19 protein-coding genes are annotated in these 22017 nt (G+C 63.6%); 14 read left to right on the top strand and 5 right to left on the bottom strand.

Features of this window, described 5'->3' with window-relative positions:
* The first annotated feature begins 1 nt into the window (after position 1).
* The 11 genes from pspB to hutW all read left to right on the top strand — a co-directional run bounded on the left by pspB (position 2) and on the right by hutW (position 10465).
* Positions 2-238, top strand: a complete 237-nt coding sequence (gene pspB, locus ACW5W7_RS03350) for an envelope stress response membrane protein PspB (RefSeq protein ID WP_349922051.1) — start codon at positions 2-4, stop codon at positions 236-238.
* The gene (gene pspC, locus ACW5W7_RS03355; RefSeq protein ID WP_349922052.1) at positions 235-636 is read left to right on the top strand and encodes an envelope stress response membrane protein PspC; all 402 of its coding nucleotides are present in this window, start codon (positions 235-237) and stop codon (positions 634-636) included. The genes pspB and pspC overlap by 4 nt, the downstream gene beginning before the upstream one ends.
* Positions 637-713: 77 nt before the next feature.
* Positions 714-2120, top strand: coding sequence for a YcjX family protein (locus tag ACW5W7_RS03360; RefSeq protein WP_456500763.1), 1407 nt, complete (start codon positions 714-716; stop codon positions 2118-2120).
* Between the two features lie 52 nt (positions 2121-2172).
* The gene (locus ACW5W7_RS03365; protein WP_456500764.1) at positions 2173-3213 is read left to right on the top strand and encodes a YcjF family protein; all 1041 of its coding nucleotides are present in this window, start codon (positions 2173-2175) and stop codon (positions 3211-3213) included.
* Positions 3214-3456: 243 nt separating this feature from the next.
* The gene (gene phhA, locus ACW5W7_RS03370) at positions 3457-4272 is read left to right on the top strand and encodes a phenylalanine 4-monooxygenase (protein WP_456500765.1); all 816 of its coding nucleotides are present in this window, start codon (positions 3457-3459) and stop codon (positions 4270-4272) included.
* Positions 4273-4315: 43 nt separating this feature from the next.
* A complete protein-coding gene (locus ACW5W7_RS03375) occupies positions 4316-4654 on the top strand; it encodes a 4a-hydroxytetrahydrobiopterin dehydratase (protein WP_456500766.1) in 339 nt (112 codons plus the stop codon).
* Positions 4655-4796: 142 nt separating this feature from the next.
* Positions 4797-6344, top strand: coding sequence for a transcriptional regulator TyrR (gene tyrR, locus ACW5W7_RS03380; protein WP_456500767.1), 1548 nt, complete (start codon positions 4797-4799; stop codon positions 6342-6344).
* 171 nt (positions 6345-6515) lie between these two features.
* Positions 6516-7061, top strand: coding sequence for a YfiR family protein (locus tag ACW5W7_RS03385; protein WP_456500768.1), 546 nt, complete (start codon positions 6516-6518; stop codon positions 7059-7061).
* Positions 7058-8305 (top strand): diguanylate cyclase domain-containing protein, encoded by a 1248-nt coding sequence (locus ACW5W7_RS03390; protein WP_349922058.1) that lies wholly within the window; start codon positions 7058-7060, stop codon positions 8303-8305. Before ACW5W7_RS03385 ends, ACW5W7_RS03390 begins: the two co-directional genes overlap by 4 nt.
* Positions 8306-8332: 27 nt before the next feature.
* The gene (locus ACW5W7_RS03395; RefSeq protein WP_434667728.1) at positions 8333-8821 is read left to right on the top strand and encodes an OmpA family protein; all 489 of its coding nucleotides are present in this window, start codon (positions 8333-8335) and stop codon (positions 8819-8821) included.
* Positions 8822-9085: 264 nt separating this feature from the next.
* Positions 9086-10465, top strand: coding sequence for a heme anaerobic degradation radical SAM methyltransferase ChuW/HutW (hutW, locus tag ACW5W7_RS03400; RefSeq protein ID WP_456500769.1), 1380 nt, complete (start codon positions 9086-9088; stop codon positions 10463-10465).
* A gap of 63 nt (positions 10466-10528) precedes the next feature.
* On the opposite strand, the gene xseA is transcribed toward hutW, so the two are convergent.
* From xseA to ACW5W7_RS03425, 5 genes are all read right to left on the bottom strand, one after another.
* Positions 10529-11893, bottom strand: a complete 1365-nt coding sequence (gene xseA, locus ACW5W7_RS03405) for an exodeoxyribonuclease VII large subunit (RefSeq protein ID WP_456500770.1) — start codon at positions 11891-11893, stop codon at positions 10529-10531.
* A 167-nt stretch (positions 11894-12060) separates the two neighbouring features.
* Complete coding sequence (locus tag ACW5W7_RS03410) at positions 12061-12975, bottom strand: DMT family transporter (protein ID WP_456500771.1); 915 nt, start codon at positions 12973-12975, stop codon at positions 12061-12063.
* A gap of 178 nt (positions 12976-13153) precedes the next feature.
* Positions 13154-13576, bottom strand: coding sequence for an ExbD/TolR family protein (locus ACW5W7_RS03415; RefSeq protein ID WP_456500772.1), 423 nt, complete (start codon positions 13574-13576; stop codon positions 13154-13156).
* The gene (locus ACW5W7_RS03420) at positions 13576-14346 is read right to left on the bottom strand and encodes a MotA/TolQ/ExbB proton channel family protein (protein WP_456500773.1); all 771 of its coding nucleotides are present in this window, start codon (positions 14344-14346) and stop codon (positions 13576-13578) included. The genes ACW5W7_RS03415 and ACW5W7_RS03420 overlap by 1 nt, the downstream gene beginning before the upstream one ends.
* A 2-nt stretch (positions 14347-14348) precedes the next feature.
* Positions 14349-15122 (bottom strand): energy transducer TonB, encoded by a 774-nt coding sequence (locus tag ACW5W7_RS03425; protein WP_456500774.1) that lies wholly within the window; start codon positions 15120-15122, stop codon positions 14349-14351.
* A 453-nt stretch (positions 15123-15575) separates the two neighbouring features.
* Here ACW5W7_RS03425 and ACW5W7_RS03430 point away from each other — a divergent pair, with 453 nt between their 5' ends.
* From ACW5W7_RS03430 to guaB, 3 genes are all read left to right on the top strand, one after another.
* Positions 15576-18785 (top strand): alpha-amylase family glycosyl hydrolase, encoded by a 3210-nt coding sequence (locus ACW5W7_RS03430; RefSeq protein ID WP_456500775.1) that lies wholly within the window; start codon positions 15576-15578, stop codon positions 18783-18785.
* 830 nt (positions 18786-19615) lie between these two features.
* Positions 19616-20248: a YitT family protein gene (locus ACW5W7_RS03435; RefSeq protein WP_349922068.1), complete on the top strand. Its 633-nt coding sequence runs from the start codon at positions 19616-19618 to the stop codon at positions 20246-20248.
* Between the two features lie 274 nt (positions 20249-20522).
* Positions 20523-21986 carry an IMP dehydrogenase gene (guaB, locus tag ACW5W7_RS03440; protein ID WP_349922069.1) on the top strand — a complete coding sequence of 488 codons (1464 nt, stop codon included), beginning with the start codon at positions 20523-20525 and terminating at the stop codon, positions 21984-21986.
* Positions 21987-22017: the final 31 nt, after the last annotated feature.

The following is a 22017-nucleotide window of genomic DNA, read 5'->3' on the forward strand; positions in this document are numbered from 1 at the left end:
GATGGAAGACATCATTGGCATTCTGGCGACGCCGCTCATCGTCTTCATGGTGATCGTCGCCCCCATCTGGCTGGTGCTGCACTATCGTGCCAAGGGCAGGATAGGGGCAGGCCTCGCCGACAACGAGCGTGAACAGCTGCAAGGGCTGCTGGTGCGCGCCGAGAAGATGCAGGAGCGGGTCGGTGCCCTGGAGTCCATCCTGGATGCCGAGGTCCCCGGCTGGAGGAACAAGGTATGAGCGCCGCCAACAGTCAACGCAACCTTTATCGGGATCCCCAGCAGGGCAAGATTGCCGGCGTCTGCGCCGGCCTTGCCGACTACTTCGGAGTGGAGACCTGGATAGTGCGGCTGCTGGCCATCAGCGGTCTCATCTTCGCCGGTTTCATCACCTTCACCGCCTATATTGCGGCCTGGTTCCTGCTCGACAAGAAACCGGTGACCCTCTATGGGGAGCAGGATGCCGATTTTGGCGAGCTGCGCATGAAGGCGCGCAGCTGGCAGGCGGGGGTGACCCCTCATCAGGCGCTGGGACGCATCGCCCAGGAGCTCGACAGCCTGGAGCCGAGATTGCAGCGTATGGAGAAGCTGGTCACCTCCAAGGAGTTCAACTTGCAACGGGAATTCAGCAAGCTGTGATGAGAGTGTGACAAGAGACAAGTGCGCCCTGGGCCAGCGAGGGTAGGGGCGCGACAACACAGAGGATTGATCAGGCCTTGATACGAAACAAGTTCGAACAGCAGTGGTCCGTGCTGCAGCACAAGGCCAATGAGGTAGTGAACCGGGTTCGGGATCGCCACATCCGGCTGGCGGTCACCGGCCTCTCCCGCAGTGGCAAGACCGCCTTCATCACGGCGCTGGTAAACCAGCTGGAGCATGCGGCCATCGACGGTCGGCTGCCCTTGTGGGATGCCCAGCGTCAGGGGCGGATCCTGGGGGCCCGTCGGGTGCCCCAGCAAAACGTCCACATCCCCACCTTCCCCTACGAGCGAGGGCTCGACGCTCTGTTTGGCGATCCCCCCGCCTGGCCGGAGCCCACCCGCGGGGTGGCCGAGGTACGTCTCGAAATTCGTTATCGCACCCGCCATCCCTTGCGTCGCCATCTGGGGGAGATCTCCACCCTCTATGTGGATCTGGTGGATTACCCCGGCGAGTGGCTGCTGGACTTGCCCCTGCTGGATCTCAGTTACGAGCAGTGGAGCGAGCAGGTTGAGCAGCAACTGCGCCGCCCCGAACTGCAGGCGCTCGCCAGTCGCTGGCTGGCACCGGTCTGGCAGGCGGATCAACCCTTCGAGGAGAAACCGGCCTGCGAGCTGGCGGAGCGTTACACCGACTACCTGCACGCCTGCAAGCGGGAGCTCGGCCTGCACCTCATCCAGCCCGGGCGCTTCGTGCTGCCGGGGGAGTATGCCGGTGCACCGCTGCTGCAATTCGTGCCCTGGGTGTGGGAGAAGCCTGCCCATGAGCCCGCCGACGGCACCCTCTACGCCACGTTCAAGCAGCGCTTCGAGCAGTACAAGCAGCACCTGGTGCAGGGGTTCTACGAGCAGCATTTCGCCGGGTTTGATCGCCAGATCGTGCTGGTGGACTGCCTGCAACCCCTCAACGCCGGTGCCGCCAGCTTTGGTGACATGCAGCAGGCCATCGCCCGCATCATGGAGAGCTTCGCCTACGGCAAGAGCAACTGGTGGCGCAGGCTGTTCGCCCCGCGCATCGACAAGTTGCTGTTCGTGGCGAGCAAGGCCGATCACGTGACCCCGGAGCAGCACGGGCCTCTGGTCTCTCTTTTGCAACATCTGGTGAGCAGCGGTCGCGGCCAGGCCCGCTTCGAGGGCATCGAGACCGAATGCCTGGCGCTCGCCGCCATCAAGGCCACCGAGGTGGGCAAGGGGCAGGCCAATGGCCGGGAGTTCCCCGCCATCCGTGGCACCAGTCTGGACGGCGAGCCCTTGCTGCTGTTCCCGGGGGAGGTGCCCTCCCAGATCCCGTCGGCCCAGTGGTGGCAACACCAGGGCTTTGATTTCCAGGCATTTCGCCCGCTGCCCATGAGCGCCCATCAGGCGCTGCCCCATATCCGGCTCGATGCCGCGCTGGAATTCTTGCTCGGGGATCACCTCGAATAATCAGGTGGCCAGGCGGCGGCAACCCCGCGACCTGGCGCCGAGGAACATAGCGATGAACGATCAGACAAAACCGCGTGCGCTGGATGAGGCGCCGCTGCAGGGGAAGATGGTGCTGGATCCGGTGATCCCGGCACCAGCCCGGGAGCCCGCTCCCGCACCGGCCCAGCGGCTGGAAGAGGCGAGCTTCGAGCGTCTCGATGATCTCGATGATTTCACCGAGGTGGAGCCCGCCCTCACCGTCAAGCCCCGTCGCCGTCACCGCCTGCTGGGATGGGGGCTGGGGGCCGTGGGGCTGCTCTCCCTTGGCCAGTTTGGGGTCTTCCTCGCCGACCAGTTTGCCTCCTCGCCGTTCTGGGGCGGTGCCTGGCTGCTGGCCTCCGGTCTGGTGCTGGTGGGTACGGCCTCCGTGGCGGGCCGTGAGTGGCTGCGACTGCGTACCCTCAAGCGGCGCCAGGATGTGCGCTCGCGCGCCGAAGACCTGCTGGCGCATCAGGGGGTGGGGCAGGGCCAGGCATTTTGCGAGGCTCTGGCCGAGAAGAGTGGTGACAAGGGGCGGGAGGGTTACCACAACTGGCTTTCCCAGCTCGACGAGAGTCACAGCGACCGGGAGGTGCTGACCCTTTACAGCCAGCTGGTGCTGACCGAGCGGGACAAGCTGGCCCAGGCCCGGGTCGCCAAATGGTCGGGGGAGGCCGCCGTGCTGGTGGCCCTGAGTCCGCTTGCCACCGTCGACATGATGCTGATGCTGTGGCGAAACCTGCGGATGATTGAAGATATTGCGGATGTTTATGCCATCGAACTCGGTTATTGGAGTCGAATCAAACTGATCCGCCAGGTGTTTCGCAACATGCTCTATGCCGGCGCCACCGAACTCGTCACCGAGGTGGGGATGGATCTGCTCGGTGCCGAGCTCACCGCCAAGCTGTCGGCGCGGGCCGCCCAGGGGGTGGGGGCGGGGCTGCTCACCGCACGGCTCGGGCTGCGCACCATAGAGGCGTGCCGCCCGCTGCCCTGGTGCGGCGACGAGAAACCCAAGCTCGGCGAGTTGCGCAAGCGGCTCATCGGCCAATTGGCGGGCTATCTCAATCGCTGAGGCCCTGGCGCTCCCGTTTCGGAGCCCGGATGATGACTCGGGTCTGGCATGGGAGTCTCAAACCTGGATGTCACAAATTATTTACATTTGTGCGTGGCAGCCGACCCCGGGGTCGGCTGCTTTTTTAGGGGGCAAACCGTTACAGTGATCCCATAGACCTTTGCGAGAGAACCTGTGCACACAGGGCTTCTCCCGCAGAGCCAACGCAGCGGCGCCCAGGCAGGGCACGGGATGGAAGGGATCATGGCCAGCCTCTATACAGCACATCAACCGGACGAGCAGGGCGTCATCCACTACAGCGATGAGGAGCACGGCACCTGGCAGATCCTCATCGAGCGCCAGCTCGCGGCGCTGGGTGGCAAGGCCTGTGAGGAGTACGTGGCGGGGCTCGCGCGCCTCGACCTGCCCCGGGAGCGGATCCCCCAGCTCGCCGAGATCAACGCCGTGCTGCAACCCGCCACCGGTTGGACCGTGGTGGCCGTGCCGGCGCTCATCTCCTTCGACCGCTTCTTCTCGCTCTTGGCCAACCGCCAGTTTCCGGTGGCCACCTTCATCCGCCGCCGGGACGAGCTCGATTATCTGCAGGAGCCCGACATCTTCCACGAGTTGTTCGGTCACTGCGCCATGCTCACCAACCCGGCTTTCGCCCACTTCACCCATGTCTACGGCCAGCTCGGTCAGCAGGCGAGCAAGGAGGAGCGGGTCTTTCTCGCACGCCTCTACTGGTTCACGGTGGAGTTCGGCCTGGTGCAGGGGGACGCAGGTAAGGGGCAGGGGAGCGATGGCCTTCACATCTACGGCGGCGGCATCCTCTCCTCCATCGGCGAGACCGCCTATGCCCTGAGCGGCCAGCCCAAGTTGCAACCCTTCAACCTGATGGAGGTGCTGCGCACCCCCTATCGCATCGACATCATGCAACCCATCTACTTCGTGTTGCCGAGCCTGGATGCCCTCTACCGGCTGGCGGAGCAAGACATCATGGGGACGCTCGCCGAGGCGCGTCGCCTTGGCCTCAATGCCCCCTTGTTCGCCCCGGCCCCTGACAAGCAGGCGAGCTGAGGCCAGCGTCCACTTTCCGATTTATTAACCAAAGGAGTCCCCCATGTCCGAACTGGCAAGCCAACAGTGCGAAGCGTGCCGCGCCGATGCCCCCAAGGTCAGCGACGAGGAGCTGGCGACGCTGATGCACGCCATCCCAGACTGGCAACCCCTGGTGGTCGCCGGTGAGCTGCAATTGCGCCGGGAGTTTGGCTTTCGCAACTTCAAGGAGGCGCTCGCCTTCACCAATCGCCTGGGGGAGCTGGCGGAGGCAGAGTTCCACCATCCTGCCATCTTGACCGAATGGGGCAAGGTCACGGTGAGCTGGTGGACCCACAAGATTGGCGGATTACATCGCAACGACTTCATCATGGCGGCACGCACGGATGCGCTGCTGAAGTAAGCCATTTTCCCCGGTTTTTCCCCGCGTGCCTGCCTGATGATAATCGGGTGGGCCCGCATTTTTGTGGGTCAGCGCTCGCACTGGCGGGATCGAGTCTGTATTATCCGGTGAATCAGAATGTTAGCTAGGAAGTGTGTTCCGAATGCGTCTTGAAGTCAGCTGTGAAGACCGCCTGGGCCTGACCCGGGAACTCCTCGACCGCCTGGTGGAGCACAACATCGATCTGCGTGGCATCGAAATCGATACCTCAGGCATCATCTACCTCAACTTCCCCGAGCTGGAATTCAGCGACTTCCAGCACCTGATGCCGGGCATTCGCCGCATTCCTGGCGTCTATGACGTCAAAACCATTCCCTACATGCCCTCCGAGCGGGAGCATCACGAGATTGAGGCCCTGCTCAAGGCACTGCCGGATCTGGTGTTCTCCCTCGACGCCAAGGGCAAGATCACCCAGGCCAACCAGTCCGCCCTCACCACGCTGGCCCTGCCATCGGAGGAGGTGCGCGGCCTGGCGCTGGGCTCCCTGGTCAAGGGCTTCTCCTTCAGCCGCTGGCTGGAGGCCCCAGAGATCCGCCCCCAGACCTGCAAGCTGAGCCTCGGTAGCGAGGAGTACCTCGGTGATCTCATGCCGCTGTTCGTGGCGGAGGAGAAGGGCAGACAGGCCCTGGCCGGCGCCGTGGTGGTGCTCAAATCCGCCCGCCGGGTCGGCATGCACTTCAGTGCGCTGCACGCGGTGGAAGTGGGGGGCTTCGAGCACCTGCAGGCCGAGAGCCAGAAGATGAAAGAGGTGCTGGCTCAGGCCGCCAAGCTCGCGATGCAGGACGCCCCCTTGCTGATCGTCGGGGAAACCGGCACCGGCAAGGAGCTGCTAGCCCGCGCCTGCCACGGTGCCAGCCTGCGCTCCAGCCACCCCTTCATGGCGCTCAACTGCGCCGCCATGCCGGACAACGTGGCCGAGAGCGAGCTATTCGGTTACGCCCCCGGCGCCTTTGGCAACAACACCGAGGGCAAGCGCGGGGTGCTGGAGCTGGCGAGCGGCGGCACCCTGATGCTGGACGAGATCGGCGACATGTCTCCCCATCTGCAGACCAAGTTCCTGCGGGTGCTGCAAGACGGGGTCTTCCGCCGGGTCGGGGACGAGCAGGAGGTGCGGGTCAATGTGCGTTTCATCTGCACCACCCAGAAGCAACTGCTGGATCTGGTGCACGAGGGCAAGTTCCGCGAGGATCTCTACTATCGCCTCAACGTGCTGAGTCTGGCGCTGCCCCCCTTGCGTGAGCGCAAGGCGGACATCATGGCTCTGGCCCAGCAGTTCGTTTCCCGCTTCGCGAGCGAGTTGCAGCGCCCGCGCCCGCGTTTCACCCGCAACATGGCCGAATACCTGACCGCCTATCGCTGGCCGGGCAACGTGCGTCAGCTGCGCAACTGTCTCTACCGGGCCATGACCCTGCTGGAAGGGGACGAGATCGGCCCCGAGCACGTGGATTTGCCCATGGCGGCCGATACCATGCCGCTCATCGACGAGTGGTTTGAGGGAGGGCTCGACGAGGCGGTCAAGCGCTTCGAGAGCCAGCTGCTGGCGCGGCTCTACCCGGCTTTTCCATCTACTCGCCAGCTGGCCAAGCGGCTCGGGGTCTCCCACACCGCCATCGCCAACAAGCTGCGTGAGTACGGGCTCGGCAAGAAATAGCGAGATGGGGGGATCAGGTTGGTGGGGCCCTGTTGATCACGGGGCCCTGTGGTGCTTGCGACAACCGCTGACACAACCGAGGTGGTTGCGGATCTGCGGTGCTCGCACGACTGGTAAGCTCGCATCACATATCCTCCCCCTTGCCATGGGTACTGACGAGCGCAGACAGTCATGATGCAATCACACTCCTTGATCCGGGCCTTGCTGCTGCTGATCACGCTGTCTGGCTCTCTGGTACAGGCCGGTGAGCCCCTGACCAGTGCGGAACTGCGTGCCGAACAGGTTCGCCAGACCGTGCTCGATATCCTCAGCTACACCCGCTGGCCGAGTGAACCCACGACCCTGCGTCTGTGCATCACGGCGCCGACAGAATATGCGGAGGCCCTGCTCAGCATCGCGCACCAGGCCAATGGCCGTCCGGTGGAGGTACACCGTTACGAAACCGATGACGGGAGCCTGGGACAGCGTTGTGACGTGATCTACGTCGGCGTGCTCTCCCCCCCATTGCGTCTGCCCCTGTTCCAGCGGCTGGAGGGGCACCCCATCCTCAGCATCAGCGAGCAGAGCAGCGAGTGCATCGCCGACGCCGTCTTCTGTTTGCAGGCGACGGGGGAGAGGGTGCGCTTCAAGGTCAATCTGGATGCCCTTGCCCGCAGTGGGGTCAGGGTGCACCCGGCCGTGCTCAAATTGGCCCGTGCCGGGGAGGGGGCGCCATGAAAGATCACGCCTCGTTTGATTCAACCCGGGTCACCCTGCGTCAGAGCCTTGGGCGCACCCACATGATGACGTCGCTCACCGCCGTCTGCATGGCGGGCCTGTTCCTGACCATCACCGCCCTGCTGGCCCTGCGCCTCTATGCGGACCACAACCTGGAGCTGGTGGCGCGGGCCATCAGCTATACCACTGAGGCGGCGGTGGTGTTCCACGACGAGGAGGCGGCCAGAGATGCCCTTGAGGCCATTGCCTCCCACGAGGATGTGGCGAGCGCCAGCATTCATCTGGCCGATGGTCAGCTGCTGGCAAGCTGGACCCGGGCCATCTCCACCCCCTGGTCCAGTCTGGAGCAGCAACTGGCTCACCTGATCCTGCCAGGTCCGGTGGACTTGCCCATATTGCGGGATGGCCAGGAGATCGCCAGCATCCATCTGGTGGGACATGGGCAATACCTGCTCAGCTTCTTGCTGCAAACCCTGCTGGCGACCCTGGTCTGCCTGCTGCTCAGCATCCTGGGGGCCCTCTATGTGGCGCGCCGGATGCAGCACTCCATCACCGAACCGCTCAAGTCCCTGGCGCTGGTGGCCTTCAATGTGCGCCGCCGCCGCGACACCAACCTGCGGGTACCGTCGACCAATATCGCCGAGCTGCACGAGCTGGGGGAGGATTTCAACTCCCTGCTGGATGAGCTGGAAGCCTGGCAGGCACACCAGAAGCGGGAGAATGCCAGCCTGCTCCATCAGGCGACCCATGATCCCCTGACCGGGCTGCCCAACCGGGCCCTGTTCGAGGCGAGGCTGGCCCAGGCCATCACGGCCGGTGCGACCAAGGGGGAGCACTTTGCCTTGCTCTATCTCGACTGCGATCGCTTCAAACAGATCAATGACAGCCTCGGCCACGCCGCCGGTGACGATGTGCTGATCACCCTGGCCAGACGGATCCAGCATCAGCTGCGGCCGCTGGATCTGGTATGCCGGCTGGGGGGGGACGAGTTTGCCATCCTGTTGTTGCCCCTGCATTTCCAGCACGAGGTGGATGAGGTGATGGTCCGGATCCAGCGGGCCATGGCGGCCCCCGTGGTGCTGGGGGACGGCCAGCAGCTGGTGGCCGGCGTCAGTGTCGGATTTGCCATGTATCCCCAGCAGGGGGGCACGGCGGAGGCGCTGCTGCAACACGCGGATGGCGCCATGTATGAGTCGAAACGACAACGACGGGAGGCTGAAGAGAGCACAAGAGACGCAGAGTGACGCAAGTACAATAACAAGAGGACAAGAATGAACACTTCCAACTGGATAAGAGCGGGCCTGACCGGTTTGTTGCTCACCCTTCTGAGCGCATGCCAGAGCGCTCCCCAGGGCCTGACCCCGGCACAGCTGACCGTGCTCAAGGAGCAGGGCTTTCACCTGACCGACGAAGGCTGGACTCTGGATATTTCCAACAAGGTGCTATTTGCCAACAACGTGGGGGCACTCAACCCCAACACGCGCCAGGTGGTGGCGCAGCTTGGCAAGGCACTGATGGATGTGGGGCTGGACAAGGCGCGGGTGGATGGCCACACCGACTCCAATGGTGAGGCGGCCTACAATCAGCAGCTCTCCCTGAAACGGGCCCAGTCCGTGGCGGACGTGCTGATCTCCGTGGGCATGCCCCCCGCCAACCTGGATATCCGCGGCCGCGGTGAAGAGGCGCCCATCGCCAGCAACAGCAACATGGCCGGACGCGCCGAGAATCGCCGGGTGGCCATCATCATCGGCAACGATTGAGCGCGCGAGCCGCGCCTGGCTGATTTCTCGCATCGCGAGGTCGCCATGTTGCGCAGGCAAAGCCAATCCGTGTGTGTCGCCACTCTCCCCGGGGGGTGGCTATCTATCTCCTCTGATCCCTCTTCACTCAACCCCTTCTAGCCCGGTCCTGCCTCAAGACGGGGATTCATGACCACACTTTGCCCCTGACTTGATCCAGCACAACGCACCCATTGAGTGATAGTCGTTATCATTTGTATTATTTGCAGATGGTAACGGTCCCTGATGACAGTACAACTCACTCCCACCATGACCGGGGTCTCCAGCCCGGATCCCCTCAAGTTTGCCTTCACCGCCAAGACGTCGGCCCACGCCAGCCGGGGAGGCGTGCGTCCCTTGCCCCTGGATGAGGCGGGCTGGCAGGCCTGGTGGCAGCAGCCGAGCCAGGCGGATGAGCGGGCGCTCTACATCCATATTCCGTTTTGTCGCAAGCGCTGCAGTTTCTGCAACTTCTTCGAAAATGGCGCCAATCCGGCGCGCATGAGCCGCTATATGGACGCCCTGTGTGAAAGCTTGCAGTGGGCCGCCGATTCCCCCCTCGGTCAGAGTCTGCCATTTTCCGCCGTCTATGTGGGAGGCGGCACCCCCACCGACATGGAGGCGGTGGATTTGGCGCGCCTCGCCGCCGTGATCCGCCGTTTTCCCCTGACGCCGGATGCGGAGCTGACGCTGGAGGGGCGCCTCAACGGCTTCGATGACGAGAAGTGGCAGACGGCCCTCGAAGGGGGCTTCAACCGCTTCTCGTTCGGGGTGCAGAGCTTCGATACCGAAGTACGCCAGCAGGCGGCCCGTTTCGACGACAGGGAGACGCTACTGACCCGGCTGGCCGAGCTGACCCGGGACGATGCCGCCGTCATCGTCGCGGATCTCATCTTCGGTCTGCCGGGACAGGACGATGCCATCTGGCGTCAGGACATCGCGGACGTGATGGCGAGCGGGGTGCACGGGGTGGATCTCTATCAGCTCATCGCCATGGCGGGCACCAATCTGGATCGGGCGGAGCAGAAGGGCAAGCTCGGCTGGTCGGCAGACGGCCAGCAGCGTGCGGCCATGTATGCCTATGGTGCCCACACACTGGAGCAGGGGGGGTGGGAGCGGCTCTCCGGCAGCCATTGGCGCCGGGGCGATGCTGAGCAGAGCCGCTACAACCAGATGGCGAAGCGCGGGGCCGAGATCCTCCCCTTCGGCGCCGGTGCCGGAGGTAATGTGCACGGCCATGGTTTGATGTATGGCCGGGATCTGTCCCTCTGGCACGAGGCCCTGAGTGCGAATGCGCGTGCCCCCGGCATGGTGATGAGTGTCAATCCCAATGCCCGTATCGACGGCCTGCTGCGCGGGGCGCTCGACACCGGCTGGCTGGCGCTGGAACGGATCCCTGCGCCATTGCGTGCCCATCTGGCCCCCTTGTTCGAGGCCTGGCAGCAGCATGGACTGGCGACACTGTCGAGGGATCGCCTGGATCTGACCCTGGCCGGGCGCTTCTGGAACGTCAATCTGCAGGCCGGGCTGTTCGAGTTTTTGCAGCTCAATCCCCTGGGCGGGGAGCCTGTGTTGGCGGCGAGATCTGGCCATCCGGGCGCCGCAGTTCGTCATTCCCTGGTGTGAGTTTCACAGCATAAAAAATGGTCCACCATACGGTGGGCCATTTTTATTTTTCCGTAGCGCAATTTACTGGTCGTTAATGCTGTCCACTCGCACCTCGAGGCTCCCCTGTGCCAGGGTGGTGAGGAGTGTCTGACCCGGACTCACCTGACTGGCGCAACTGATCACCTCGCCGCTCTGGGTGCGGGTGATGGAGTAGCCGCGACCCAGGGTGGCCAGCGGGCTGACTCCGTCGAGGCGGGCGCTCAGCATGGCGAGGCGGTGCTCGGCCTGGCTCTGACGCTTGGCCATCAGCGCAAAGAGCCGCTCCTCGGCGAGCTGATGACGGCGCTTGCCGGCGGCCAGCCGTTTCTCGGGGCTGCTGGCCTGCAGGCGCAGCTCGAGGTTTGCCAGGCGCCGCTCCCCTCGATGCAGGCGTTGACCCAGCAACTGTTGCAAGCGGTTGGCAAGCTCGTCCAGGTGCTGGGACTGCTGTTCCAGCCGGCGTTTGGGATCCTGGTGATCCAGCCGTTTTTGCAGCAGGGCAAACTGGTGGCTGGCGACGGTCTGGCGCCGCGCCATGGCCTGGGCGATGCGCTGCTGCAAGTGGGTGAGGCGCTGGGCACGGGCGCTTCTGTCCGGTGCCACCAGTTCGGCGGCGGCGGAGGGGGTTGGGGCGCGCAAGTCGGCGGCAAAATCGCTGATGGTCACATCCACCTCGTGACCCACGGCGCTCACCACCGGGATGGCGGAACGACTGATGGCACGGGCCACCGCCTCCTCGTTGAAGCACCAGAGATCTTCCAGCGACCCGCCGCCGCGACCGACGATCAGCACGTCCACCTCGGCGCGGCGGTTGGCCAGCATGATGGCCGCCACTATCTGGCTGGTGGCGGCGCTGCCCTGCACCTGGGTCGGGTAGATGAAGACCGGCAGATCCGGGGCCCGGCGCCTGAGCACCGTCAGCATGTCGTGCAGGGCGGCGCCGGTGGCGGAGGTGACCAGGCCCACGGCGCGGGGTTCACGGGGCAGGGGGCGTTTTCGGCCCTCGTCGAACAGCCCCTCGGCGCCGAGCCGACGCTTGAGCTCCTCGAAGCGCAGGGCCAGCATGCCATCCCCGGCGGGCTGCATGGACTCGATGATGAGCTGGTAGTCGCCGCGGGGCTCGTAGAGGGAGACCCGCGCCTGCACCAGTACCTGCATGCCATCCTGCGGGCGGAACGGCACCCGCCGGTTGTTGCCCTTGAACATGGCGCAGCGCACCTGGGCGGACATGTCCTTCAAGGAGAAATACCAGTGGCCGGAGCTGGGCATCGCCAGGTTGGAGAGTTCCCCCGTCAGCCACACCAGCCCCAGATCCTGCTCCAGGATCATGCGCACGGCGCTGTTGAGGCGGGTGACGGTGAAGATCTGCTGTGCCCGGTTCTGGCTGTTGTCGTTGAGGTGATTCAAGGCTGATCCTGCTGCTGGGTCCGCCGGGGCGGGGAGAAGACGATGGGGCCTATCTTACCCCAGTTCGCGACGTGAGCCGAGTCCGGGGAAGGCGAGGCGGCGCAATCTGATGGCCGAAACAGATACCGGGCCCCAGGGCCCGGTATTTCAAGGGTTCAGTTACGGGATCAGCGCTCGGGCTGTGGGCTGATGGGTTTGACGACGCGGGCAGGGCTCACCACCAGCCAGACCGCGAGACAGACAACGACGCCACCGATGACGAAGCCACCGGTCAGGGTCTCACCGAGCACCAGATAGCCCCACAGGATGCCAAACGGGGGAATGAGGAAGGTGACGGTGAGGGAGCGCAGGGGGCCGATGTCGGCGATGAGGCGAAAATAGAGCAGGTAGGCGAGGGCGGTACAGATGAAACCGACCGCCAGCACGCTGGCCCACACCTCGGGCAGGGCCCAGTTGACCACGGGCCCCGTGGCCTGGACATAGCCGAAGAAGGGCAGCAGGAACAGGCAGGCCCCGAGCTGGCTGCCAAAGGCCACCAGCTTGGCATCCAGCCCCCCGCGCTCGCTGATCCAGCGGCGGGTCAGGAAGCCGGCGCAACCGTAACAGGCGGTGGCGAGGAGACAGGCCAGCACCCCGGTGACGAGGTTGCCGGTCAGGCTCAGCTCCCCGGTGGTGGTGATGAGGGTGATCCCGATGAGGCCGAGCAGCACGCCGGCCCATTTGCGCAGGGTCAGCTGCTCGTTGAAGAAGGAGAAGCCGATGAGGGCCCCCATCAGCGGTGTGGTGGCGTTGAGGATCGCGGAATATCCCGCCGGCAGCCAGAGCGCCGCGATGGCGTACATCAGGAAGGGGATGCCGGAGTTGATGATGCCAAGCACCATGGACGACTTGAGTTTGCCGTGAAACTGCATGGGGGTTCGCAGCAGCGCCAACATGGCGGCGAGGCCGATGAGGGCGAAGAAGACCCGCAAAAAGGTGGTATTGACCGAGCCAAAGGCGGGGGCCGCGATGCGCATGAACAGGAAGCTGGCGCCCCAGATGGCGGCCAGGGCCAGCAGTCTTCCATAATCCGATGTTCTCATATTCTCTTCCTTGAAATGCCGGGCTTGCGTCCACTGACGGGCCAGCAGACTCCGCATCATGCAGCCTTGCCCGGCTGCTGACAACCGGTTGAGGGGGAGGCACACAAGCAAGGCACCACCTGGGTGATGCCTTGTCGCATGGGGTGTGTCGATTTAGCTCAATCCGTGCCTGGGTCTATCACTCGCTTTGCGGCTGACTCACGAAGGCTATCTTGTGCAGACCCTGCTGGGAGGCCTGGGCCATCACCTTGGCGATGATGCCGTACTCGACCCCCTTGTCGATGCGCAGCTGGATCTCGGGGGCCTCGGGTTTGGCCGCGCTGGCCTGTTCCATCTTGCCGAGCAGCGCCGCCTCATCGACCTCCTGATCGTTCCAGTACAGCTTGCCAGCCCCGTCGATGGAGAGCACCACATCCTCCTGTTTGGGTTGGTTGACCTGACTGCTGGCTTCGGGCAACTCGAGTTTGACCGCATTGGTGAGCAGGGGGGCCGTGATCATGAAGACGATCAGCAGCACCAGCATGACGTCGATCATGGGGATCATGTTGATCTCGGAGAGCGGCTGCTCATCCGGATCGCCGGGCAGTTTGCCAAAGGCCATTACAGCTGCCCCTTCTTGATGTTCTCGCTCTTGGCATTCTCGATACCAGGCAGTTGGGTCACGTTGGAGGCGCTCTTCTCAAACCCGGTCACCAGCAGGGCGAACAGGTCGTAGGCAAACTCGTCCAGGGCGGCGAGCTTGAGGCGATTGCGGCGCACGAAGACGTTGTAGATGAGCACGGCGGGCAGGGCGACGGCGAGGCCGAAGCCGGTCATGATGAGGGCCTCACCCACGGGGCCTGCCACCTTGTCCAGGCTGCTCTGGCCGGCGGCACCGATGGCCAGCAGGGCGTGATAGATACCCCAGACGGTGCCAAACAGCCCGATGAAGGGGGCCGCCGAGCCGACGGACGCGAGGAAGGCCAGCCCCTGCTCGAGGCGGATGCGCTCCATGGTGATGGCCTGGCGCAGGGCGCGCAGCAGGAAGTCATCGGGGGCGCCCAGTTTGAGTGAGACGGCTCGCTCCTGCGCCCGGTCAATCTGGGCCACGGCTGCGAGGGCCGCGTGGGTAATTCTGCCATAGGCCTCGTCGGGGGGCGTGTGGGCGAGCTGGCGTTCCACCTCCTGCACGCTCTCATGCTGCCAGAACCGGGTGATGAAACGCGCGTTCAGCCGCTGTTCGCGCACCCCGAGCCAGAGCTTGAGCAGGGCGTAGTAGCAGGTGGCCAGCGACATCAACACCAGCAGGATCAGGGGGATGAGGCCGACCCCGGTGTTTTGGCTGAGCAGATGGGCGATGCCCATGGTGTTGGTTTGGACTCCCGGATTCATGGTTAACTTCCTAGCTTGAAAATGATGGTGACCCTGGCCCAGTCCGCGACGGCGACATTGTTCTGCCTGGCTGGAATGAAGCGCCAGCGGTTGACGGTGCGTCTGGCGATCATGTCAAGGCGCCGATAACCGCTGCTGCGCTCCACCTCGACCGACTCCGCCGTGCCCTCCCTGGTGACGCGTACCTTCAGCACGACCTGGCCCTCTTCCCCGCGCCTGCGGGACTCCTGGGGGTAGAGGGGCTCGGGGTTTTTCAACCTAGCATCCCGGGCGATGGGGGCGCTGCTGCCCCCGCCAGTGCCCGTCGGTTGGCTCTTGGCCGGTGTACTGCTGCTGTTGGCACTCTGGTTATTGGATGCGGCCGTGGTCGGCGTGGCAGGCGCAACGGGGGCCACCACGGGCTGGGCCTGGGTGACAGGTTTGACCACAGGAACGGGTCTGGGCTTGGGCGGCGCCTTGGGCACGGGTTTGGGCGCTGGCCGCTTGACGACCGGCTTGACCACCTTCTGCTGCACCGGCGCCGATTTTTTGACAACCGGGGGCGGTGCGGGGGCGGCGGCCGCCTTGGCCGGAGCATCATCTTTGTTCGACTCCCCCGCCCAGCGGGCAGAGAGGGTGAGGGGTTCGGGCGGCTGGATGGGGGCGGCGTGACTGCCCTGCATCAATGCGAAAAGGGCGAGGTGCAGGAGCAGAGCCAGGGTCAGGCAGGCGAGCTGGGCAGGGCCAAGGGTCATCTTGTCGCGGCCCAGGGTAGGCCTCATCGTGCAGGTGCTCATCGACCCGCGTCCTTCCGGCATGTCATCTTGGTACTCGAATGTCTATGAAATGGCCGTCAATACCGGCCCTTGGTGCCCAGCATGCGCCAGCCGACAGCCCTCAAACAAGAAAGATTATCAATCGCGTTTTAATCATCCGGGCAGATCCACGGCGATGTGGGTGCCATCGTGCCGACCTGCCGTGCATCTTCTCGATGAGGAGCAATCCCTCCCGCCAAGCTCTCATCCATAGCGCGCGGAGCCCATTGCAACCTGCCCAGAAATGAAAGCGCTATCAATCACATACAGCAGATATCGGGGGCGATGTTGGTCACAAATTGCACGTGACGGGTCATTGGGCGGCCAGTTTGAGCCCTAGACTGGCTGGGCCCATCTGAAGGCGGGACAGTAGCGGATGGGGGAACGCCGACACACAGGCGTCACACACAAAACAATGAAAATAAAGGACTATCAATGGCTAGATGGATAATCGCGGCCGGATTGTTGGGAACCCTCATGGTGCCGCCAGGAGCGGCGGCCGCGGAGTGGTTCTTCCGTGGTACCGCGAATGGATGGGCGGCGACCGCCATGGTCTCCACCGACGGCGTCAACTTCGATACCTGCCAATTCTTCCAGAGCGGAGACGCCAGCGGCGGCCCGCGCTTCAAGATAGACAGATACGGCAACTGGCAGCAGAGCTACCCGGCGGCCGACAAGCTGGTCAATGCCAATACCCACTATCAAATTCGCATCAACGCCGGTACCCAGGCCATCACCGCCACGGCGGTGGAGAGCTGTGAGCCGGGAGGCTTTGCCAAGATCTGGCCGCAGTCGCAGGTGCGCGGCACCTTCAACGGCTGGGCCAGCCAGCCCCTGACCCTGGTGGCGGATCACCTGTGGCAGGTGGATGCCTATATGGATGGTAAGGCGAGCCAACGCCTCAAGTTCGATCTGGCGGGCGACTGGGTGAGCAACTACGGGGACAGCAACGCCGACGGAGTACTGGAGCCGGGCGGTGGCGACATCTTCTGGGGCGGCACCGGTAATGTCCGCTTCCAGGTCAACGATCAGACCCTGGCCTACAGCATCACTTCCCTTGGGGATGACAACCAGCCGCCGCTCGCGGTGATCACCCCGGGCGGCACGGTCAATGTGGCGCAGGGAGCGGCGCTCACCTTGAGCGGCAGCGACTCCACGGACGCGGACGGCCAGATAGCGGGTTACCTCTGGAGCAGCGGCGAGACCACGGAGAGCATCGTCGTCAACACCAGCCAGGTGGGCACCTTCACCTACGGCCTGACGGTGACCGACGATCAGGGGGCAACCGGGAGCAGCAGTGCCAGCGTGGTGGTGGCGGCGCCCCAGAGCGGTGACAAATGGTACTTCCGCGGTACCCCCAACAACTGGGGCCTGACCGCCATGACCAGCCAGGATGGGGTCAATTTCTGTACCGAGCAGGCCTTTGGCAACAGCGATCCCCGCTTCAAGGTGGATCACAAGGGGGACTGGACGGAAGCCTACCCGGCCCAGGACTACAAGGTGACCGCCAACACCAGCTACCGCATCTGCTTCGATGCCACGAGCAAGGTGCTGAATGTGGCGCCGCTGGTGGGTGCCGACACCCAGGCACCGACGGTGAGCGCGAGCCCGGCCCCCGGCAACTACACCCAGGCGCAGTCCATCACCCTCACCGTGAGCGATGACCAGGATGCCGCCCCCAAGCTCTATTTCACCCTGGATGGCAGCACGCCGAGCACCGGCTCCCCCCTCTACAGCGGTCAGGGGATCAGCGCCAGCGACAAGGGCAGCGGCGCCGATCTGGTGATCAAGACCCTGAGTGTTGATGCTGCCGGCAATCGCCGTGAGCAGAGTTTCAGCTACTACATCGGCGATCAGGCAGTGGCCAGCGGCGATTTTCGGGGGGAGAGCATCTACTTCCTGCTGACCGCCCGCTTCTATGACGGGGATGCCGGCAACAACTACTACAACCGGGACCGTTACAAGGCGGGGGATCCTCACTGGCGTGGCGACTTCAAGGGCCTCATCGAGAAGCTCGACTACATCAAGGATCTCGGCTTCACCGCCATCTGGGTGACGCCGCCGGTGGAGAACCGCTCCGGCCTCGATTATCACGGCTACCATGCCTACGACTTCTATCGGGTCGACCCCCGGCTGGAGTCGCCGGGGGCGGGCTACCGTGAGTTTATCCAGGCGGCCCACGCCAAGGGGATCAAGGTGATACAGGACGTGGTGATCAACCACTCCAGCCAGTACGGCCTGCGGGGCAAGACCTGGATAGATCACTTGCCCATCAAATACTATGTGCCGACTGGCTCCAAGCAGGGGCTCATCAACAACGGCCCCTATCAGGGCAACCTCGGGGATTACGCCAGCGCAAACCGCTGTGACGATGACAACCCGGCGGCACCGGACTGGTACAAGGCCCGCTGTCAGTCTGACCCGGAAGGTCTGGTCCCCCTGGTGGATCCCAAGACCGGTAGCACGGTGCCGAGCGCCGGCTACAATCCCAACCGCTTCTTCGGCATCGACGCCCAGGGGCTGGATCCCGCCTGGTATCACCTGGATGGCTTCATGTCCGGTGGTGACTGGGAGAATCCGCTCTCCCTGCAGCGCAAGCACATGGCGGGGGATTGCATCGACTTGGCCACCGGCAACCAGAACGTCAAGGATTACATCAACGGCGCCATCCACCAGTACCTCGACATGGGGGTCGATGCCATCCGTATCGATACCCTCAAGCACATCGAGCGGGACGAGCTGCTGACCTATGTCCACGACTGGCAGGCCCACAAGCCCGGGCTCTTCGTGTTCGGGGAGAACCTGGTGAAGGGCACCGGCTGGGGATCTGAGATCGCCAACGACAACGCCTCCGCGGTGATCCGCCCCTGGTGGTACACTCGCACCACCAGCGATCCGGCCAATCCGCGCGCCGGTGGGGACTCGGGCCTGTCGGTGCTGGACTTCTCCCTCTTCTCCACTTTCCGTGACAACGTCACCAAGGGGAGCTTTGGCGGGGTCGGCGGCATCTTCGGCATGGACTGGGTCTACGGGGATGCCACCAAGCTCATCACCTTCTTCCAGAACCATGACGTGGGGCCGGACAACGACTTCAAGTACCGCTACGGCGGGGAGGAGGGGAACGCGGCCATGACCTACAACCTGCTGTGGACGGCGCGGGGCATCCCGACCCTCTACTACGGGGAGGAGGTGATGTTCCAGGCCGGCAAGCCGCAAGACATCGACGGCGCCACCATGACGGTGGATCAGACCGGTCGCGCCTATTACGGCGACGTGCTGGACAACCCGGCGACCGCCTCCCATCCGCTCTACCAGCACATCAAGCGCCTGAACCAGATCCGCAAGGCGGTGCCCGCCCTGCAAAAGGCGGCCATGAGTCAGGTAAACGAATGGGGCAGCGGCATGAGCTTTGTGCGCGATCTCAGCGCCGAGGGCAGCTACGCGGCGGTCGGCCTCGCCGCCAACTCGGCCCAGCAGATAAGCCTGAGCGGCATCAAGATCGGCAGCTATACGGACGCCGTGACCGGTACCACGGTCAGCGTCAGCAATGGCAGCCTGAGCTTTGCGGTGCCCGCCTATTCGGCGCGCGTCTGGGTGCTGAACGGCCCGGGCAAGGTCGGGGGGGATGGCAAGTATCTGAAATGATCGCCTGCGATGGCCCGGCCACCGGGCCATAGCGTGACTGACAATTCCCAAGTCGGCCCGAGGGCCGACTTTTTATCCCCCCATGATCCTCACCAACGATGATGCGCGGCAATGTTCACTGCTGACTGCTGACTGCTGACTGCTGACTGCTGACTGCTGACTGCTGGTAGTGGGTACGCCCGTTGTTTGGGCTGTCAGCTCTCCCGGTACGTTGCCAAGCCCAGTTCCCGATTTCCTCCGCGCAACTGCCTGGCCCTGATCCCGGTGGCCAGCTATATGGCCATCCATGCAGGGAAGGGGGAGATGGATACGCAACCTGTGCGCCAGCCATCTTGATTTTGTGCACTCACCATTCGCACCAAGTTGGTGCTATTGCATCATTGTGGTGCGCCGCGTTCGATGTTGATCCCGCCGTTTTCGTGCAAGCTCGGGAGCCGGGATGAGGCACTGATCTATCCCCAGCCCTGTTGCCACCGGCCTCTTGCCCATTTCGTCGCCGAGTCGTGGCGACGTTTCACGCATTGCCATTCCAGGACAGCGCAAACATGCTGACTCTGTGAAGCCTGGTGTTTTCGTGCAGGTGTTACCGACTATTTCTGAGATCAATAGCAGACATTAAATTCAAAGATTCAATATTTAATGGTTGCTTGTGTTGGTTGGCGTCGTTTTTGCTGCGATTAATGGATGTGTCACACCCTGAGTAATCCGGGTGCCGCTTCTCGCCGGGTGGTCATGGCGCCTGTCGCCGCGATGTGCTGGTGGGGCAGGGGCTCGGCAAGCCGCTCTCGGGTCGAGCCACCCGGGTTTTCAGGATCAAGAAAAGGAGTCATATGGAAGGTGAAATGGCCATCTCATCCCCGGCAACCCAGGGGCTGGCCCACAGCCTCAAGGACGATGTCTACGGCATGGTGCTCGGCGTCATGTTCATCGCCGTGGGGCTCAATCTGCTCAAGTGCTCTGGCATGATCACCGGTGGCATCGCGGGTATCGCGCTGCTGCTCTCCCACGTCAGTACGTTGCCCATCGGTGTGCTGTTCTTCCTGGCCAACCTGCCGTTTCTGGTGTTCAGCTACTTCACCATGGGCCGGGCTTTCATGCTCAAGACCCTGGTGGTCAATGTGGCACTCTCGGCGGCGACCCAAGGGGTGCCCTTGCTGCTGACGGTGAGCTATGTGCATCCCCTGTTCTCCGCCCTGGTAGGGGGCACCTTCCTCGGCATGGGAGTATTGTCTCTCGCCCGCCACAACGCCTCGGTCGGGGGAGTCGGCGTGGTCACGCTCTGGCTGCAGCGGCGCGCCGGCATCAATGCAGGCAAGAGCCAGATGCTGCTGGATGTGCTGGTGTTCGTCCTCTCCTTGCTCACCCTGCCGCTGACTCTGTTGCTCTGGTCCACCCTGAGCGCGCTCGCCATGAACGCCATGCTGATGAACTGGCACAAGCCCGGTCGCTATCAGGGCAGCTGAGGCTGCCCTCGACTTCTCAGAGGGCTGGGGAGTTGTTAAAAAAGACGCAGGCGAGGGGTTGGCGGTAGAAATTGCCCCAACGGCAAAAAAGATCATCTTGTTCCACAAAACGACATGGTTACGGCTGAATTTATTGGTTTTTTGCCCAGTTCATGGCGTTAAAACGGGCTACGCCATAAAAAATTCAAAAAACTTCTTTACCATCGACCAATGCATGAGTAAAATTTGTCGGCAATATTTTACACCCCCACTTCCACAACGGTGAGATATTGCCATGCTCAGGATTGCCAAAGAAGCGCTGACCTTCGACGATGTATTGTTGGTACCAGCCCACTCCACTGTTCTTCCTAATACCGCCGACCTGCGCACCAAGCTCACGTCTGGTATCTCCCTGAATATCCCGATGATTTCCGCTGCCATGGACACAGTGACCGAAGCCCGTCTGGCTATCGCACTGGCCCAGGAAGGTGGTATCGGCTTCATTCACAAGAACATGTCCATCGAGCAACAGGCCTTCGAAGTGCGCAAGGTCAAGAAGTACGAGAGCGGCGTCGTCTCCGACCCCGTCACCGTGCGCCCCGACATGACCATCGCCCAGATCAAGGAGCTGAGCCTCAAGAATGGCTTCGCCGGCTACCCCGTCGTCACCGACGGCAACCAGCTGGTCGGCATCATCACCGGCCGTGATGTGCGCTTCGTGATCGATCTCTCCCAGACCGTCGAACAAATCATGACCCAGAAGGATCGTCTGGTCACCGTGCGTGAAGGTGCGCCTCGTGAAGAGGTGGTCGCCCTGATGCAGAAGCACCGTATCGAGAAGGTGCTGGTGGTCAACGCTGACTTCAAATTGAAGGGCATGATCACCGTCAAGGACTTCCAGAAAGCCGAGCGCAAGCCCAACGCCTGTAAGGACGACAAGGGTCGCCTGCGGGTCGGTGCCGCAGTCGGTGCCGGTGCTGGCAACGAGGAGCGCGTCGCCGCCCTGGTCGAGGCCGGTGTGGACGTGCTGCTGATTGACTCCTCCCATGGTCACTCCCAGGGCGTGCTGGATCGCATCAAGGCGACCCGCGAAGCCTATCCTGACTTGCAGATCATCGGTGGCAACGTGGCTACCGGTGCTGGCGCCCTGGCGCTGGTGGAAGCGGGCGTCAACGCCGTCAAGGTCGGTATCGGCCCGGGCTCCATCTGTACTACCCGCATCGTGACCGGTGTCGGCGTACCTCAGATCACCGCCATCTCTGACGCGGTCGATGCCCTGGAAGGCACCGGCATCCCGGTCATCGCCGATGGCGGCATCCGCTTCTCCGGCGACTTGGCCAAGGCCATCGCCGCTGGCGCCAGCTGCGTCATGGTCGGCTCCATGTTCGCCGGTACCGAAGAGGCGCCGGGTGAAATCGAGCTCTACCAGGGCCGCTCCTTCAAGTCCTACCGTGGCATGGGCTCCCTCGGCGCCATGTCCAAGGGTTCCAGCGATCGCTACTTCCAGACCGACAACGCCGCCGACAAGCTGGTGCCGGAAGGGATCGAAGGGCGCGTGCCCTACAAGGGCCGCCTCAAAGAAATCATCCACCAACAGATGGGCGGCCTGCGCTCCTCCATGGGGCTGACCGGCAGCGCCACCATAGACGACATGCGCACCAAGGCCGAGTTCGTGCGCATCTCCGGCGCCGGGATGAAAGAGTCCCACGTTCACGACGTGACCATTACCAAAGAAGCCCCCAACTACCGGATGGGCTGATAAAACGGGGCTGCGGCCCCGTTTCTCCACC

Source organism: Aeromonas intestinalis (genome assembly GCF_054052485.1).